Origin of the sequence: Niastella sp. OAS944 (assembly GCA_024809215.1) — a bacterium.
Classification (GTDB): Bacteria; Bacteroidota; Bacteroidia; order Chitinophagales; family Chitinophagaceae; genus Niastella.
In genome coordinates this window covers 1,154,554-1,171,704 of the sequence record JANUBW010000001.1, presented here as the reverse complement: position 1 = coordinate 1,171,704, position 17,151 = coordinate 1,154,554, and the positions used below count along the sequence as shown (strand labels likewise).

At 42.5% G+C, this 17,151-nt stretch carries 14 protein-coding genes; 10 read left to right on the top strand and 4 right to left on the bottom strand.

The annotated features are described in order from the left end of the window. Window positions 1-137: 137 nt before the first annotated feature. Entirely contained in the window at window positions 138-3,473 is a 3,336-nt protein-coding gene (locus GGD38_RS04410) for a reprolysin-like metallopeptidase (protein ID WP_375299232.1), read from the bottom strand. Window positions 3,474-3,762: 289 nt separating this feature from the next. Between GGD38_RS04410 and GGD38_RS04405 the strand changes: the two genes are divergently transcribed. Together GGD38_RS04405 and GGD38_RS04400 are read left to right on the top strand one after the other, a co-directional pair. Next, a complete protein-coding gene (locus GGD38_RS04405) occupies window positions 3,763-4,605 on the top strand; it encodes a ThuA domain-containing protein (RefSeq protein ID WP_375299233.1) in 843 nt (280 codons plus the stop codon). 20 nt (window positions 4,606-4,625) lie between these two features. Then, window positions 4,626-5,426: a DUF1206 domain-containing protein gene (locus GGD38_RS04400; RefSeq protein WP_375299234.1), complete on the top strand. Its 801-nt coding sequence runs from the start codon at window positions 4,626-4,628 to the stop codon at window positions 5,424-5,426. Between the two features lie 18 nt (window positions 5,427-5,444). On the opposite strand, the gene GGD38_RS04395 is transcribed toward GGD38_RS04400, so the two are convergent. Both GGD38_RS04395 and GGD38_RS04390 read right to left on the bottom strand, forming a co-directional pair. Next, a complete protein-coding gene (locus tag GGD38_RS04395) occupies window positions 5,445-6,506 on the bottom strand; it encodes a tetratricopeptide repeat protein (protein WP_375299235.1) in 1,062 nt (353 codons plus the stop codon). A gap of 64 nt (window positions 6,507-6,570) precedes the next feature. After that, window positions 6,571-7,473 (bottom strand): SMP-30/gluconolactonase/LRE family protein, encoded by a 903-nt coding sequence (locus tag GGD38_RS04390; protein WP_375299236.1) that lies wholly within the window; start codon window positions 7,471-7,473, stop codon window positions 6,571-6,573. A 144-nt stretch (window positions 7,474-7,617) separates the two neighbouring features. On the opposite strand from GGD38_RS04390, the gene GGD38_RS04385 reads away from it, so the two are divergent. The 5 genes from GGD38_RS04385 to GGD38_RS04365 are packed head-to-tail and all read left to right on the top strand — an operon-like array spanning window position 7,618 to window position 11,862. Further along, window positions 7,618-8,748, top strand: a complete 1,131-nt coding sequence (locus GGD38_RS04385) for an ATP-binding cassette domain-containing protein (RefSeq protein ID WP_375299237.1) — start codon at window positions 7,618-7,620, stop codon at window positions 8,746-8,748. A gap of 32 nt (window positions 8,749-8,780) precedes the next feature. Next, a complete protein-coding gene (locus GGD38_RS04380; protein ID WP_375299238.1) occupies window positions 8,781-10,274 on the top strand; it encodes a hypothetical protein in 1,494 nt (497 codons plus the stop codon). 9 nt (window positions 10,275-10,283) lie between these two features. Beyond that, window positions 10,284-10,922 (top strand): hypothetical protein, encoded by a 639-nt coding sequence (locus GGD38_RS04375; RefSeq protein WP_375299239.1) that lies wholly within the window; start codon window positions 10,284-10,286, stop codon window positions 10,920-10,922. A gap of 6 nt (window positions 10,923-10,928) precedes the next feature. After that, the gene (locus GGD38_RS04370) at window positions 10,929-11,375 is read left to right on the top strand and encodes a hypothetical protein (RefSeq protein WP_375299240.1); all 447 of its coding nucleotides are present in this window, start codon (window positions 10,929-10,931) and stop codon (window positions 11,373-11,375) included. Next, window positions 11,338-11,862 (top strand): DinB family protein, encoded by a 525-nt coding sequence (locus GGD38_RS04365; RefSeq protein ID WP_375299241.1) that lies wholly within the window; start codon window positions 11,338-11,340, stop codon window positions 11,860-11,862. Before GGD38_RS04370 ends, GGD38_RS04365 begins: the two co-directional genes overlap by 38 nt. Window positions 11,863-11,872: 10 nt before the next feature. Here GGD38_RS04365 and GGD38_RS04360 read toward each other — a convergent pair whose 3' ends face one another. Next, entirely contained in the window at window positions 11,873-12,688 is an 816-nt protein-coding gene (locus tag GGD38_RS04360; RefSeq protein ID WP_375299242.1) for a hypothetical protein, read from the bottom strand. 147 nt (window positions 12,689-12,835) lie between these two features. On the opposite strand from GGD38_RS04360, the gene GGD38_RS04355 reads away from it, so the two are divergent. The 3 genes from GGD38_RS04355 (at window position 12,836) to GGD38_RS04345 (ending at window position 17,112) form a co-directional block, all read left to right on the top strand. Continuing rightward, a complete protein-coding gene (locus GGD38_RS04355; RefSeq protein WP_375299243.1) occupies window positions 12,836-14,152 on the top strand; it encodes an AAA family ATPase in 1,317 nt (438 codons plus the stop codon). A 1-nt stretch (window position 14,153) separates the two neighbouring features. Further along, window positions 14,154-15,407, top strand: a complete 1,254-nt coding sequence (locus GGD38_RS04350) for a tetratricopeptide repeat protein (RefSeq protein WP_375299244.1) — start codon at window positions 14,154-14,156, stop codon at window positions 15,405-15,407. A gap of 154 nt (window positions 15,408-15,561) precedes the next feature. Continuing rightward, complete coding sequence (locus tag GGD38_RS04345) at window positions 15,562-17,112, top strand: BACON domain-containing protein (protein ID WP_375299245.1); 1,551 nt, start codon at window positions 15,562-15,564, stop codon at window positions 17,110-17,112. The last annotated feature ends 39 nt before the right edge of the window (window positions 17,113-17,151 follow it).

Here is a 17,151-nt window from a genome sequence, read left to right as displayed (position 1 = left end):
ATACAACTAGGAAATGTTAACGAATTTAAAATTGAAACATTGAGGATAATCGTTATGTTTATTGTAATAAAAACGAAAAGGGCATCTAACCCGGCAGGAGTAGATGCCCTCTTCTCTATAGATCTGTCGGGTTCTTATTATTCTTTTATAAAGCGTTCGGTATAGCTGCCGGCGCTGCTAACTACCTGCACTACATATATTCCCTGAGCCAGTGTATTGGCTGGTACCGTGTATTGGTTAACACCAGTTTGAGCCGATAAGCTGCTTTGATAAACGAGGCTTCCTTTGCTATTGAATATGCGAACGCTTAGGTTTTCAACACTATTGGCATTGCATGTAAGCGTAAAGGATGACTTAACCGGGTTGGGGTATATTGACACTGTTGCGTTTGGCTGTTGCATGTTCACGTGTGCAATATTGCCAAGTGTTGAAGTTCCGTCTGCATCAACCTGTTTTACCCTGTAATAATTCAAGGCCGATAATGGTGAATTATCATTCAATTCATAATCAAAACGGGCAGAACCATTCTGTGCAGCAACAGTTCCAACCAGTTGGTCGAAAGTGCTGTTGTTTGCCGAACGCCATATTTCAAAATAGCTGATCTTTTCTGATGCAGTGGTAGCCCATTTCAGTTTTACGGTGGTTCCGTTTTTGTAAGCAGTTAACGGTAGCAATTGTGACGAAAGTACTGCGGTAATTGTTACCTGTGTGCTGTTAGCGCTTACATTTCCGCAAAGCGTTGTCGGGTTATATAACAATGCGTTTCTGAATGCTGTATACGTTCCACCCACATAAGCGTTTAGCGAAGCAGCAATAGCATTTGAATAAGAAAGCCCGTAAACCGAATAAGTTGTACCAACCGGGTAGTTCGTTGCATTGCTAAGGTCTGAGCTGGCATCAAAAGCCTTAATTAGACCGGTAGCATTGTCAACGATCACATAGGTATAACTAAATCCTGCACCGGGTCCTGCTGCTCCGGAAAGCAGTGTGCCGGGGCCGCTTACGCTAACTGAAAAGGCGCTTGGCAGCGTTGGACTGCCTGTATCGAATGTACCAACCGCCATGGTATAGGTTTGGCCTACTGTTAACGTAGCTGTATAGTTATGTGGGAAGTTTGCGCTGCTTGGCGGATTGAACCAACCACTGGAATTAATGAAGCCGGTACATGGGCTGGCAGGTACAAAGTTACCCGTGTACAGGTTAAAAATATTGTATGCGCTGCCTGAACCGTAGCTAAATGTATAAGAACCGGTTGCAGTTGGCGTAAACTGAAAGGTTTGGTATTGGAATACATTGCTAAATTGCGAACATGTACCTGTGCTTGTGTTGTACAGGGTAAGATTGGCGCTGGGGTTGGCAGCAGTAATTGAACCACTAATAGTAACAGGTGAGCCGAATACAGGTGAAAGGCTTAAGTCCAGTACCGAATTACCTGCTACACCGGTTACCGATGCACCAGGCGTAATGGTTGCACCATTGGCTATACAAGTACTGGTGATGGTAATAGCTGCTGCATTTACGTTAAAGAAAATATTTCCGCGCGCTTTTACCATTATACGGCCGGTAGTTGTTGGCAGGTTTGGAATGATGATGTTTTCAGTACCATCGTTGGCAGTATTTTTTGCGAGGGTATCGGTAAAGGTTACGCCTCCATCTGTAGACAATATAATGTCAACATTTGAACAGCTTACAGGTGCAGCAGTGGTATTTGCTACGTTCCAGCTGATGGTTGCCGTATTGCTGCCGTTTGCAGTCCAGCTCGATGCTGTAGTTTGCGAAGTAACTGTGAAAGCGCCTCCGGAAGCATTGGTATTCACCACTACTGATTCTTGTGCGGTACAGCCGCCACCGCTTGCTGCATCACGTACCAATACCATAAAATTCAGCGCCCGGTTTACACTTGGCAACACTTCATATGGGGTGGCACTGCCACTTATTATAGCTGCCAGATTGGGAAATACCCGTGTGCTGCTTGTTGTATATGGAAATGAACGAAAGAGCGGTCCTATGGCTTTGGAAGAGGAAGGTAGGAATGAAGATGTATCTGCATCCATTTGCTCCCAGTTGTAGTATAATGTGTTATGATTTGCATCTGCACCTGTTGCAGTAAGCATAAATGGTGTTGATACAGGAATGGTATATGAGGTGCCCGGTACTGTTACTGTAGGGGCCGTATTGCTCAATGTACTAATGGTGCCACAGGTGGCAAAATTTATGGCATAATTCATCATCTGCAATATACTGCCGCCATGAAAGTACAGGTCGCTATAGGTTTGGTAAGCGGTTCCGGAACAAACGCCTGCATAGGCCATAATGGTAGAACCGCCGCCTGGCTCCCACGACGTAGGCACATTTTCATTACCACCACAGCCGCCGGTGATAGAGGACATGGTATGCTGTACATCGAATTGGTGTGCCATTTCATGGGCAACTGTATTTACAAAAATGGGTCCTTGCGGGCCGGCGGTAGGATTAGCGCCATTGCCAAAACTAAGACCTGCAGCTGCCATGCCCTTCCAGGGGTTATAACAGGTAGACTGCAAAGCGGCCACACCGCCATTCCAGCCATTATGAAATACAATACCCAAATCGTAACCGCCGCTTGTGTACACGGCGTTCATAGTATTGTGGTTATCGGTCAATGCACCACCGGCGCCGCCGCCGGTATTATAAGGATCGGTAGTTGCATCGGTATAAACAGTGCTGCTATTACTTACCAGTGTAAAGGTAATGGCTGCATCACGCTGATATATAGTGTTAACATCATTTACCGTTATGCCTATATAGTTAAGCGCCTGCGTCTGATTGCCTGCCCACGCTGTATATTCACCGGTGGCAGCAACAGCTAACCGGTAAGTACGTAACTGGCAATCGCCAACCGCCGTTTGAATACGGCTGCCGGAATTGTTTCTGCGTGCTGCAACTAATTCTTTCGTACCACACGCTACTGGTAAGGTAAAAGGAATGTCTTTTACATAATGAACCATATGTACATCCGGGTAGTCGGGACTAACAGGATAGATATATGCAGTTCCTTTTTCTGTAAAAATTAAACCGGTAACACCTTGCGCTGTTACGCTAAGGCGGCCTTGTAAACCACGGGTAACCGGGTCTTTTAATTCGTAGGTCTTAAAACCGGTCATTTGTTTTGCAAGTGCATCAGATAAAATTGGCGATTCGGTAAATGCACTTGATATAGATTGATTGGCAATTGGCAAAGGCACTGAGATACGAACCGGCGACAGGGTGGAACGTGTGCCTGGCTTTACCAATGGCGCCTGGTTTTGCAAAAGTTGTAGCTGGCTTCTGTTTAGTTTCACCAGTTCATAGCTGGTGGGCAGTTGCGAAACTGCAGAACGGCCATTCAGGAAAGTCTTTAAGTTATCTTTGGATACCGGGGACCAAAGGCCATCTTGTGCTGTAGCATGCAAGATAGGCAGAAGGGTTGCTAACGACAGCAGCAGTCTTCGCATAGAATATGGACGTTTAATGAAATTTTAACCTAAACGAATTAACAAGACATCTATTGTAATATTTTAGAATATGTTTAAGCCAATGACGATTTTAATGTCACATTTACCTGTTATTCGGTATGTATAGTGAATTGCCTCGTGTTGTGTAGTTGCCATACAAGCAAAATGTCGATAGATAAGGACGGGTTTATACAGATCTTCAATGGTAAAAACCTTAATAATTGGATAGGGGATTCAACCTATTGGCAGGTAGATGATAGTATATTTACAATTCCAAGACCGTTTCTATATGATGAAGTATAAAACAGCGATTGCATGCCTCTGTTTATTATTTATAACCTTTCAATCTTTTGCGCAGCATAAGCTCAATTGGAAAAAGCTTTCTGTGTTGGTATATACCAAAAACGGAAAAGGATATGTGCATGCCAATATTCCCGCAGCTGTAAATTGTATTCAACAACTTGGCCGGCAATATGGTTTTCGGGTCGATACTTCGAGCAGTGTTTCTGTTATGACTGAAGAAAATTTAAAGCAATACAGCCTGCTTATTTTTACCAGCACCAATAACGATGTGTTTGATACCGACGTACAACGCCTGGCATTCAGACGTTATATAGAAGCAGGCGGTGGTTTGGTTGGAATACATTCTGTATTGGGTACAGAACGCAATTGGAAATGGTTTAAGATGATGCTGGGCGGTTCCTTTGTGTGGCATCCGAAGTTTCAAAAACTTACAGTAAAAACAATCGATGCGCATCATACTTCTATAAAGGGCCTGCCAAAAGAATGGGTAAAAGAAGATGAATTATATTTTGCCAAAGATCTGTATCCGGGGCCAAAGGTGTTAATGGCTTTTGATATTACCTCTTTAAACACTTCCGATACTGCACAAAACGCACTTGTAAAACAACATGCCGGTGGTTATGTAGAATTGTACCCTGCTGTTTGGACTTATGATTATGATGGCGGTTATACCTGGTGCACGGTGCTGGGGCATGATATAAAAGATTACAGCAATCCTGTATTTACCCAACATATACTGCAGGGTATACGCTATATAGCCGAACGAGTTGGAACAATTGATTATAAAAAGGCGTATGCTGTTAAATACGATGAGCCGCTTCAATATTAATCTTTGGCATATTGAAGAACATGAAGAAAAGAACGATCATTCATTATTTACCGGTTTATGGTTGCATGGCAACCGGTATCATATATGCCGCAATAGGTGTAATTGCCATTCTTTCTTTTTTAAAGGTGCGATATGGCGGTGCCGATGAAGCCAGTATGATGGCTATTTTGGCTGAGTATGTAGTGGGCAAAATAGTTATTTACATGATCTTGCTGGGTACGCTTTGTTATATTGTATGGCGGTTTTATGAAGCCATCACCGATCCGTATGAGTATGGTGGCAATTTTAAAGGCGGTATTAAAAGGGTGGGTATTGCATTAAGTACTATTGCCGATGTGCTGATTGTTTATGCAGCGGTACGTGTTTTGTTGGGCATCAGCCATTTTCAATCCAATGGCCAGCCACAGGAAGAACGCGCCATGGTGCATAGCATGCTAAAACATCAGGGCCAGTGGCCGGTTATAGCAATCGGCCTGGTGTACGTATGCACAGCCATTATTCAGCAATGGTATGGCATTACCAGGGGGTACAGGGAAAGAGTGGATATAGAACGTTTTTCAGTGATCTTTCGTCATGTGGTTCATATACTTGCCTGGGTAGGTTATGCAGCCAGGGGCATCATCCTCGGCATTATTGGTTTTTTCTTTTTAAAGGCCGGCATAAAAGAGAACGCCCAATATATAGTGAACACCGATAAAGCTTTTGACTTTATCGGTGACCACGTAGGGCATGTATATTTCATTCTTGTTGCCATTGCAACAACCTGCTACGGAGTTTTCATGTTTATACAGGGAATAGCATATGACACAGATAAAGACTGACGTTAAAGACTGACGTTGTTAATTTGTAGGCACCGTCCATTTGTAATCACGCATATAGCTGTAAAGCTCATCTATTTTGCCTTTATTTTTTGAGATCCATTTTTTAACGTCCTTTTCATCAGCAGACGTGCACATAATATAGCAGGCAGTTTCAAGGTAACCATTATCTTTCAGGCTCTTAAAAAAAGGAATATAAAAACTAGTATAGAAGCCTGTTTGGTTGCTATCCTTTCTTTCGCTTATAATGCCGATGATCATGCTTAGTTTTTCACTCAGCTTTTCTGCCACATTCTTTTTACTGTTCTTTTTATCAAAGTCAAGAGCAGCTAACATAGACATAGCTACTTCGGTAGAACGAAAATCATCTTCCATTTTTACTGTACTATCAACCAGTTTGGACGGCAATGAAATAGTAATATTTTTTTCATCTTTTTTCTCAACGTTTGAACCTGCTAAATTTAATAACTGTGGAAGTGCACGTGCCGCCCGTTGTCCTTCCGGTTCAATCATCAAAAATGCACTCAGGCTCATCATAGCGGCTATTTTATTTGAAGAAGACATAAGCAGGCCCAGGTACAAATGTGAGGTGGTATGCGAAGGGTTCAGGCTAACTGCTTTTTTAAGATCAGCTATAGCGTTATCGGTTTGTTTGTAGATGTTTTCAGTAACCGCACGGTTAAAATACAACAGGTAATGGTTGGGATATTTATTTATTCCTTCGGAATATACTTTAATAGCTTCTTCGGGCTTTTTCAAATGGTCTAACGCGGTACCGTAATTAATGTAGGTGCCTTTGTTAAATTCATTATCAGGAAAGCGTTTAAGGATGTCCTTGCACAGATCAGCGCATTCCTGGTAGCTGCCCTGTTGCATAAGCGAAAATGTTTTTTCATAAAGCACCTCGGTATTGTCGGGTTCTTGTTTTAAGATCTCATCATATATTTTGATGGCGCCGGCATAATCGCCTTTGTCGTGTAAGGCAATACCTTTTTTCAACAATGCTGTTGGGTTATCGCCCACCTGGGCAAGGGTTGTAAAAAAGAAGAACAGGGGTAATAAAATAGCTCCAAGGGTTCGCATGGTTCGTTTGTTTGGTTTGGTATGCGAACGGCGAAAACGACATTTTAGTATATTTCTGAATATGTTATTCCACACCCTTCACTTTCATCTCCAGCACATATATTGCCTCTGAGGCCGTTATAAATAATGTATTGCGTTTTTTACCGCCGAAAGCTACGTTGGCTGTCCATTTTTCGGGAATGGGAATATGAGTTATCTGTTGGCCGTGGCTGTTAAAAACAGTAACGCCTTTACCGGTAAGGTATACATTGCCTTTATTGTCGAGCGTAATACCATCGGAGCCCATATTTACAAATAGTTGCGCCTGGCTTAACGTTCCGTTTTTGTTGATGGCATAACGGTACGTTTTATTGCCTTTAATATCGGCTACGTACAGGTATTTGCCATCGGGCGTACCCACAATACCATTGGGACGCTGCAGGCTGTCAACCACAGCTACAGGTGTTTTACTTCCACGGGTAAGCACATACACTTTTTCAGCTTCCAGCTCGGGTTTGGTCCGTGCCCACCATTTGCGTTGATAATATGGGTCAGTGAAATAGATATCACCACGGGGCGATACCCACAGGTCGTTAGGTCCGTTTAGCTTTTTATTATTCAGGTCGTTTATCAGCACCGTTATTTTTTTGTGTTTGTCTATTGACCAAAGCTGCATTTGTTCATCGGCACAGGAAAGCAGGTTGCCTTTTTTGTCGAAGTATAAGCCGTTCGATCGGCCGGCGCTATCGAGAAAAAGCGTTAGGCTACCATTGGTGTTATAGATCCAGATCTTATTATTAGGCTGATCGGTAAAATAAATATTACCTGCTTTGTCAGTTGCCGGGCCTTCGGTGAATTTAAATTCGCGGGATATCAATTGTGGCGTAGCGCCATCTGCAATGATGCCGGTATCGGTTTGTGCCTTTAGCACAAGCTGGGAACAACAAATAATTGCAAGTATGAATGAGGTGCGAAGATGATTGTTCATATGACAAGTTTATAGCGGCTCATGGCCCGAATGTCGGAAAAAATAACAATTAGCAATAATTTATGAAAATAAGGGGAGATGCTTTTACGTTGGTATGGCAATTTTCGGTTTTTTACCCGCACCTTTATACTAACCTTAAAACCCATGCACAAAAGAATTGCTGAGATCCAATCGTACCTGCAGCATAATGACCATTCGTTAGCAGTAAGAAGGATTTTGGATGCCTCCCTCGATACGGCGGATTTGTCGTTACTGAAAGAAGCCATACAGGTTAGCCAGTTGTACCGCCAGTATAAAGAAGCGGGTTTACCACCGTCATTCTTTGAAACGGCCAATACCCTGCTTAATAAGATAAACAATGTAACAGAACGCTTTACCGAAAGTACCAGGTTGCTGGTAACGGCTACGGAGATCGGTAAAACTTATGGCTCGGGCAATTTCAGTCTGAAGCCCATTAGCTTACAGGTTAAAACCGGCGATGTGCTTGGCATAGTGGGAGAGAATGGTAATGGAAAAACAACCTTGTTACGTTGTATGGCCGGGCAGCTGGCCCTCGATTCGGGTGAGTTACATTTCCCCCAGTTACAAAACCCCGATCATTACGAAATAAAACACCAGCTGGCTTTTATTCCGCAACGGATACCCAAGTGGTATGGCCAGTTAAAAGACAATCTGCATTTTTCGGCTGCTATTTCAGGCGTAAAAGGTGAAGAGAATACGGTGATGGTCGATTTTATGCTGGAGCGGCTCGATCTTACACCATATGCACACCTTACCTGGAACCAGATAAGCAGTGGTTACCGTACGCGGTTCGAAATAGCCCGTATCTTGTTACAGAAACCCAAGCTGCTTATCCTCGATGAGCCGTTGGCCAATCTCGATATCAATGCCCAGCAAAGTATTCTTACCGATCTGCGGTTCATGGCAAAATCGGTGCACAACCCCATGGGTATCTTGCTAAGCTCGCAGCAATTACATGAAGTGGAAAAGATCGCCGATACGGTACTGCTCATAAAAAAAGGTTCCTGTTTGTTCAGAACAGGCGAACAGGAGAAAACAGCCACTGCCTTTGTGATAGAATTGGAAACAACAGCCAACAGAGACCAGTTGCTTACCGTGCTGGCTGCCCAGGGTGAGCTGCAGTTTAATGGTGGATTTTACACTATTAACTCCGCTACATTACCGGCACAGGAAATATTAACAAAACTGGTAACCGCCGGTATTCCCATTTCCTATTTCCGCGACATTACCCATTCTACAAAACGATTTATTTAATATTACTACCCATGAATATAAAAAGACCCCTGATGCCAGGGTTTCTTAAAAGAGTTGACCAAAAACTATTGCTGAACAAACCTGGTATTTGGAGCACGCGCATCCATTTGGTAGTGTACTATGGTATATTATTTCTTCTTGTACTGGGGGTAATTTGCTTTTTGGAACCCAATGATCCCAGGGCCAATTCCACCACAGAGCCCTGGGTTGGATTTGTTTCATTGATTGCCGGTATTGGTTTTATTGTTTGGATGATCTATTTACTACGGTTCAATGTGTTTAAGAAGTATGGCATTATACATCCTTTGCATGCACTGGTAACGTTCTTTTTATATTTTATTTCCACAGGCATCATTGTAAGTTTTGGCTATGTTCATCCAATAGTGGAAACGGCGAAGGCGAACATGGCATACAGTACCAAAGAAATAGTTGATGATGTAAATAATATCAACATAAAGATCTATCAACTTGAGTATAATCAGTTTCAGGGTAAATGGGACTATGATACGGTGGAGCTGGTAAAAAAAGATACTGCTGTTGCAGCCCCGGTGTATGATGATGCTCAAACATTTGTTGATACCATAGCTGCGCCAGTGGAAGCGGTATCGCGGAATGAGTACGATCACTACCAGTATGATTCAACCGGGTTTAGTAATAAGATCAATGCTGCCGACAGCCTTATTAAATTAAAGGACTCGTTGTACCTGGTATATCAAACGCCGCAATTGCAATTTCTTGATCCCTATTTATATAATGTAGGTATTAAAGAGCATTTGTTAAGCGATTTTGAATTGTTCAGAAAAGTACATGGGCATCGGTCTACATTGGCACAGCAGGATACTATTTATAAGGAATTAAGTTTGCTGCTTAAGAAATATGAATATCCTGTGTATGCCAGTTATCCGACGGTGGAGGTGGGAACCAGTGATTCGCGTTGGGAAATAATTCAAAAGAAATACCGGCTTCCAGGTATAGAAAGCAGCATTTCGCATGTGCTTAAAAAGAAATACCGCTGGAACGGTAATGATCTGCAGGTTTACATCCGCATATTTTATTACCTCACCCTGGGCTTTACTTTATTGATCTTTATATTCAGGCATACTACTGTACGTACATTTTTCCTGAGTATACTGGCTGGTGTATTAATAACAATATTCACCGTATTGATACTTTCTTTTGCCAGGGCCGAGGCCATTCAGGTTTTAGTTTGTTTGAGCGCATATGTGGTCTTGTTTTTATTTTTGGCATCAACGGTATTCTGGGCCAAAAAGAGAAGCGCCATAAGCGGTATTGCGCTTAATATCTTTACATTAATAGTAGCAGCAGTTCCAATATCTTTACTTGCTTTGTATTATGAGTACAGGCATCGCCAGTTACGTCTCAATAACATTTACGACGTTGAACCATTCGATTTAGAGAAATATGCAATTTATGCAGAAGTGGGCGGCTCTGTATTATTGCTGGTTTTAATATCAACTTATTTAAGCAAAGCATACCGCCGCTGGTATGCGTTACCCGAAAATTAATCCAAACTCATGAAAGGTATTTTAACAGTTCCAATGTTTGCAGCCTCTGTGTTTTTAATTTCCAGCTGCGGAAACCAGGCATCCGTAAATAAAGATGATAAGACTATTCTTGCCGAAGAACATACCAGTGCGGCACCAGCGAATAACCAGGATAGTATTGATTTAACCAAACTGGTGCGTGCAGTTTATAAATGGGAGGATACGGAAGGCCAGGGCAATGATTTTGATCCTAAAGAAGTGGAGGGCGATTCGTTGTACCGGGGAATTGACTGGGAGGCGTACAACAAGCGGGTTAAAAAGCTTAAAGCAACCAATTATTTCGATCAACGTTTCTTTGATGGTCATAAGCAAATAGCCCAGTATCTTGATACGGCATTGAAAAGCGGAAGAGAAGAATGGCCTAAAGACGAGATCCCTTCATTTGGGTATGATCAAAGCCCCTGGTGTAATTGTCAGGATGCACCTTATGAAAATGCCTGGGACTCTATTACCGTTACGAACCTGAAGATAGATAATGGACAAGCCGATTTTAGCTGGACATGGGGTAATACTTCCTCCTATAAGACAAAAGCCGTGAAAGAAAATGGTGCCTGGAAGATCAGTTATCTGGAAGGGTTTAAGCCGGAGAACTTTAGATCAAAACCATGATGTTGAATGAATAAGTTTGTAGAAGCAATTTTGAAGACTGTGATACCGGTAGTGCTTGCAACGGCAATACCGGTATATATTTTTTGGATACAGGTAAAACCACAAGACAATATTGAATATGAGTGTGGGGTTGGCCTGCCAAATGCTAGCGATTTCTTATTTTTCTTTTATGCAGTAGCTGCGGTGGGGATAATTTATCAATTATCACTAGGGAAATTTCTACGGCATAAAATTAAAACCGGTAAGGCGGTAGAGTTGATAATTGATGTTGTTGCTTTTGCCACTTTGTTTGCGCTACTTTTCTCTTGTTATTATTTAGTGATGGATAGTGAACTGTTGGCAATAGAGGGAATGATGACAGGAATTATATTTGGTTTGCTGCATGAAGCTTTAATTTCAATTTTCAAAAAACTATATGAATACAGTAGAATTATTGGCAAAACAAACCGATGATGCATATAGCTGGACGAACAAATTATTGCATTCAATTCCACCGCAGAAATGGGATGTTTTGCCAGAGGTGGCCGGAACAACGGTGACCTGGCAGGCAGGCCATCTCATCATGAGCCATTACTTTCATTCAGTTATGGTGATCGTTGGCCACCTGAAAGATGTATTTCCCGTTGTGCCGTTGCAACAGTACGATAAGCTGTTCACCAATGCAGACCCTAAAGATTCTATAGGCGTTACAAAACCACAGGAGCTGCACGATAAACTGATGTTTATTCAAAAAAGATCAATAGAGGTTATCAGTTCGCTTACTGATGCCGATCTGGAGCAACCGCTTGTTCCTTCGCCAACGCCGCATCCCATTGCAAAAACAAAATACGAAGCGCTCGACTGGAACATTAAACACACCATGTACCATTGCGGGCAAATTGGAATGATAAAGCGAATTGTAGACCAGCGTTACGATTTCGGATTACGTAAAGGAAGTTAAGGGGGATGACCTAGCCCCGGTATTTCTCAATTTGAAATGATTTAGCCATTCGCAAATAGAAAATATCAGTAATGAGTTTGTTCAGGTGATTTACCTCCCTGAACAACTCATTTACTCTTTTTCTTCTGTCTTCTTCTGTAAAAAGATTTTCGTCGATGCTTACTTCGTCGCGTATAAGTTGTTTAAGCCCTTCAATATAATGTGTCTTTTGTTTTGATATATCGTACGGTCTTTCAAAAAACTCCGGGGTATGGTTATACCAGTAAACAGCAAACTCGGCATAGCCTTCTATCCGGGCATATTGATGGCCAAAATAAGTTCCACCATAATTTAACCGCCCAAAAATGTGGTTCAATGTTCGGTACACGTCGAGCAGCTTTTTTCTTCTTACTGCATATTTAGCAATGCCCTGTTTGTTCTTAAGGAACCAGGCATATAAAATATAATATCGGTCCTGGCCCTGTTCAGAGCCAAACGTAATAGTCTTATCATTACCAAGTGAATCAATCAGGTTGACCCATATTTTGCCGCTGGCAAATGTTGAATCGGGATTGGTCACTTCAGGTGAATACAGTTCAGGAAAATTATCAATGATGTCATTGAATTGTTCCCGTGAATAAATGATTGTATCACCATACGATGTACGTATATAAACCGTATCCTTATCGATATGGTATTTATTCCGTTCAACTTTTGATGCAGGTAGTGCAATTTTAGTTTTAACCGGTTGTTTGGTTGTATCAACCGGCGAAGTATTTTGCGGGGCTAATGGTTTATGTTTACAGCCGAATAACAGTATTACGGTTAAACAAAGGAGGGGCTTCATATATTTGGCGGGCGTGTTTGCACTAAAATACGACGCCTATTTTGTATATTTCGCCCGTTTTTGAATAGAAGCTACATTGGCTAAACATTGCCGGTAATTTTAACGTTCCATTAATAAATATTTAAGACGACAGTAATACAAAAGAGAATGAACGACAGTACCATAAATAGTTTACGGGAAGCCCTGAAACATTCGCCCGGCAATACGCCCCTGAGGATGCTGCTGGCCGATACCCTGCTGGCGATGAACCGGTTGGAGGAAGCCGAAGCGGAATATACGCAGGTGTTGAAATATGCAAACGATACAATGGCCAAGATCGGGTTGGCAAAAGTGTTCTTCCACAAGGGTAATTATTCAGCCTGTAACGTGATACTGGAAGAATTTATAGAACATCACAGTGCCAATATCGATGCCCTTACATTATACGCAAAAGGGTTATTGAAAGAAAACTCAATAGCCAAGGCCATTGAAACATATAAAAGGGTTTTATCAATCGACCCTAATTTTTATGATGAAGAGCTCGACAGCCAGCTTAGGGTAAAAGGCGGCCGCCCCACCAGCGAACCCGAAGAAGACGAAGAAATGTATGACAGCCGTTTTCTGCAAAAGCCTTCCATCAACTTCAGCGATGTGGGTGGTATGGACGCAGTGAAAAAAGAGATCGAATTAAAGATCATAAAGCCGTTGATGCATCCTGAATTGTACAAGGCTTATGGCAAAAAGATCGGCGGCGGTATCTTATTGTATGGCCCGCCCGGCTGCGGTAAAACCTTTTTGGCAAAAGCAACGGCCGGACAGGTGAACGCCAAATTCATTAGCGTTGGCTTGAATGATATTCTCGATATGTGGATCGGTAACAGCGAAAAGAACCTGCATGAGATCTTTGAGCTGGCCCGGTACAACACACCCTGTATTTTATTCATTGATGAAATAGATGCATTGGGCGCCAGCAGAAGCGATATGAAACAATCTGCCGGCCGGCATTTGATCAATCAATTCTTACAGGAGCTGGATGGTATCGACAAAAGCAATGAAGGTGTGCTCATCATTGGCGCTACCAATACACCCTGGAACCTTGACCCTGCGTTTAGAAGACCGGGCCGGTTCGACAGGATCGTTTTTGTTCCACCGCCAGATGAAACCACCCGCCAATCGATACTGCAATTAAAGTTGAAGAATAAACCAACTGATGCTATCGATTATTCGCAGCTGGCTAAAAAAACAGAACACTATTCGGGCGCCGATATAGATGCCATCATCGATATCGCCATTGAATTGAAATTAGAATCCTCTTTCGCAGACGGCGTTCCAAAGCCAATTGAAACAAAAGATCTGCTGAATGCGGTAAAAAAACATAAAGCCAGTACACAGGAATGGTTCACTACGGCAAAGAATTTTGCCATGTTCGCCAACGACTCCGGTTTGTACGATGATATTCTATCCTATTTAAAAATAAAAAAGTGACATGACGGAGCACAGTCTTTCGAAAGTTGGCATTCTCATTCAGCAAAAAAAATACGACGCAGCAGAGAAGATCCTGCGGCAGTTACTGGCACAGGAACCCACTAACATTCACTACCTGGCATTGCTGGCAGAACTGAATCTTCAACAGGATAGAATAGATAAAGCAGAAAGCATTATCGAAGATGCCATTGGGCTTTCACCCGATACCGCTCATTTATACTTTATGAAATCGAGGATCGATATTCAGAAAGACAAGTATGATGATGCGGAAAAAAGTATTCAGCAATCTATTTCGCTTGACCCATACACCGCCGATTATTTTGCCTGGTTTGCCAATATTAAATTAGCCCGCAAGCAATATGAGGAATCATTAAACCTGGCCAACCAGGCATTGGAAATTGATCCCGAAGACCTGCTGGCATTGAATGTGCGAAGCACGGTATTGATAAAACTAAATAGAAAGGAAGAATCTTTTCAAACCATAGAAGGTGCATTAAGACAGGACCCCAACAATGCATATACCCATGCCAACTATGGCTGGGGATTGTTGGAAAAAGGCGATCATAAAAAAGCGCTGAAGCATTTTAAAGAAGCGTTGAAGAACAATCCCAATTACGACTATGCGCAAAAGGGAATGATAGAGGCGCTAAAAGCAAAATACCTTATTTACAGGTTGTTTTTAAGATATGCTTTTTGGATAGGTAACCTGTCGGCCAAATACCAGTGGGGTGTTATCCTGGGGCTTTATTTTGGCACCCGGGCATTAAATCAATTGTCTAAATCGAACCCTGCCCTTGAACCTTTTTTATTTCCGATAATAATTGCGCTAACGATCTTTGCATTTTCAACCTGGGTAATACGGCCATTGAGTAATTTATTCCTGCGGTTCAATCCGTATGGTAAATTCATGCTCAACAAACAGGAGAAAATAAGCTCCAACTTTGTAGCAATAAGCCTGGCCATTTTGGTAGGCGGTTTAATAGCGTATGCGTTATTGGGTGATGAACGATATCTTTTCGTTGCGGCTTATGGGTTTGTTATGATGATACCGCTTGGGGTAATGTTTATGCCTGCAAAGTATAATGCGTTTATGATCTATACCATTGCCATGGCGGTGATAGGGCTTGGTGCTCTAGGTGCTGCATTTAACGGTAACCTGGCATTGTTCGAGAACCTGGCAACGGTATTCCTGATTGGTTTTGTTGCCTTCCAGTTTATTGCCAACTTTTTGGTAATAAGAAGTAATAATAGATAATTTTATTTTAGGAGAAAGTACTTACCCCCCCCGCATTGCGGGGGTATTTTTTTAATATTTTGATCAGCAATAATACTTAACAGACTACTATACCGTTATGGGGGTTGCCGGTTGCATTTCCGGTTTAACGTTTAACCCCTAACCACACCTTTGTATGAAACGGTATTTGTTTTCTGCATTGACAACCCTTGTCATTGCAAGTTCCTGTCAAAAAGAAGGCTCAATTGATAATCCTGACGGTACAACGCCTACGATCCCTGGTAATCCATCAAACCCATCTACATCTACGCTTACCATCAGCCGGCCGGCTATGGAGGTAGGCACTATTGCCGGTTTTGTTGATACATTCACTGTTCAGTCGGGCATCGATTGGGCAATCACACTTTCTGCAGGTGCTGAAACCTGGTTGAAGTTAGATACATTGAAAGGAGGTTCGGGTGCCACGGTTGTTAAGCTATCGGTAATAGCCGATAATACAAGCGCAACGAAAACAGGTACTATAACCATATCGCCTGTAGGTTCATCTACTGTAACGCCAAAGGTTATAACAGTTAACCAACAGCTTTATACCATGCTTTGGCAAAAGGCATTTACTGCCGGCACTTACAGTTCCATCGAGAGTGTAATGGTGGATACCGATGGTGGTTATGTATTTTCCGGATCTTGCCAGGTTCCGGGAGCAAGCCTTGGCAAATGCTGGGTATTTAAAACGGATGCCAATGGTAACAAGGTATGGGAGACGCTTGCCAATGCAATGGGCTTTCTTTTTTCAATTACAAAAACGCCGGATGGCGGATATATAGCAACGGGAAATAGAAATGTTCTCAACGCCCAGGGTGCTTATATTGGTTCTGATTTAAGCGTTATCAAACTGAATGCGGATGGTAGTATAGCCTGGGAAAAGTTTTTTGGCGGTTCGGGTAATAAGGTTTTAAATACTGCTGATGGCGGCTATCTGATAGCAGGTATAGCCGGGCAGGATATTTTATTGTTTAAGTTAGACGCCAGCGGCCAGGAGGTATGGAAAAAAACATTTGGTGGTTCTGCTTATGACGGGAATGGTACCTTAACCACAACCGCCGATGGTGGTTATTTGCTTGCGGGATATTCAAGCAGCAATGATGGCGATATCAGCGGTGGACACGGAAGTGCTGATGTGGTTGTATTCAAGCTAGATGCCAGCGGCAATAAGATCTGGACCAAATTATATGGCGGCTCACAAAGTGATGGTGCTGACGACATCATTGCAACAAAAGATGGCGGCAGCATTTTAATTGGCAGTACTAAAAGTAACGATGGCGATGCAAATGGCCTGCATGGCAGTGATGATGATGTATGGGTGTTGAAATTAGATAACAATGGTCAAAAAACGTGGCAGGCTACTTTAGGCAGTGGTCGCTGGGATGAAGGATATTCAATAACTCAATTAGCTGATGGCGGTTATATAGCTTTAGGATTTTCTAATGGCAGTGACGGTGATGTTACCGGTAATCATGGCGATAAAGATCTTTGGGCTGTAAAGCTAACCAATACTGGTAAAAAATTATGGCAACGCTCCTTTGGCGGTCCGGGCCAAGAGTTGCCAGGCGCAGTTGTTTCTTCCGCTGATGGCAGTTTTGTAATTGCCGGATATGCCTCAGCCGATGGCGGTGATGTAACAGGCATCAACGGCATTTCAAAAGGCTGGGTTGTAAAATGTAAATAATAAAAAATAATGGTAGTAAGGCTCTCCAACACAATGGGG

Bases quoted from the DNA above. Each gene is read 5' to 3' on its own strand.
- GGD38_RS04410 (WP_375299232.1), bottom strand. From the start codon at position 3,473: ATGCGAAGACTGCTGCTGTCGTTAGCAACCCTTCTGCCTATCTTGCAT.
- GGD38_RS04405 (WP_375299233.1), top strand. From the start codon at position 3,763: ATGATGAAGTATAAAACAGCGATTGCATGCCTCTGTTTATTATTTATA.
- GGD38_RS04400 (WP_375299234.1), top strand. From the start codon at position 4,626: ATGAAGAAAAGAACGATCATTCATTATTTACCGGTTTATGGTTGCATG.
- GGD38_RS04395 (WP_375299235.1), bottom strand. From the start codon at position 6,506: ATGCGAACCCTTGGAGCTATTTTATTACCCCTGTTCTTCTTTTTTACA.
- GGD38_RS04390 (WP_375299236.1), bottom strand. From the start codon at position 7,473: ATGAACAATCATCTTCGCACCTCATTCATACTTGCAATTATTTGTTGT.
- GGD38_RS04385 (WP_375299237.1), top strand. From the start codon at position 7,618: ATGCACAAAAGAATTGCTGAGATCCAATCGTACCTGCAGCATAATGAC.
- GGD38_RS04380 (WP_375299238.1), top strand. From the start codon at position 8,781: ATGCCAGGGTTTCTTAAAAGAGTTGACCAAAAACTATTGCTGAACAAA.
- GGD38_RS04375 (WP_375299239.1), top strand. From the start codon at position 10,284: ATGAAAGGTATTTTAACAGTTCCAATGTTTGCAGCCTCTGTGTTTTTA.
- GGD38_RS04370 (WP_375299240.1), top strand. From the start codon at position 10,929: ATGAATAAGTTTGTAGAAGCAATTTTGAAGACTGTGATACCGGTAGTG.
- GGD38_RS04365 (WP_375299241.1), top strand. From the start codon at position 11,338: ATGAATACAGTAGAATTATTGGCAAAACAAACCGATGATGCATATAGC.
- GGD38_RS04360 (WP_375299242.1), bottom strand. From the start codon at position 12,688: ATGAAGCCCCTCCTTTGTTTAACCGTAATACTGTTATTCGGCTGTAAA.
- GGD38_RS04355 (WP_375299243.1), top strand. From the start codon at position 12,836: ATGAACGACAGTACCATAAATAGTTTACGGGAAGCCCTGAAACATTCG.
- GGD38_RS04350 (WP_375299244.1), top strand. From the start codon at position 14,154: ATGACGGAGCACAGTCTTTCGAAAGTTGGCATTCTCATTCAGCAAAAA.
- GGD38_RS04345 (WP_375299245.1), top strand. From the start codon at position 15,562: ATGAAACGGTATTTGTTTTCTGCATTGACAACCCTTGTCATTGCAAGT.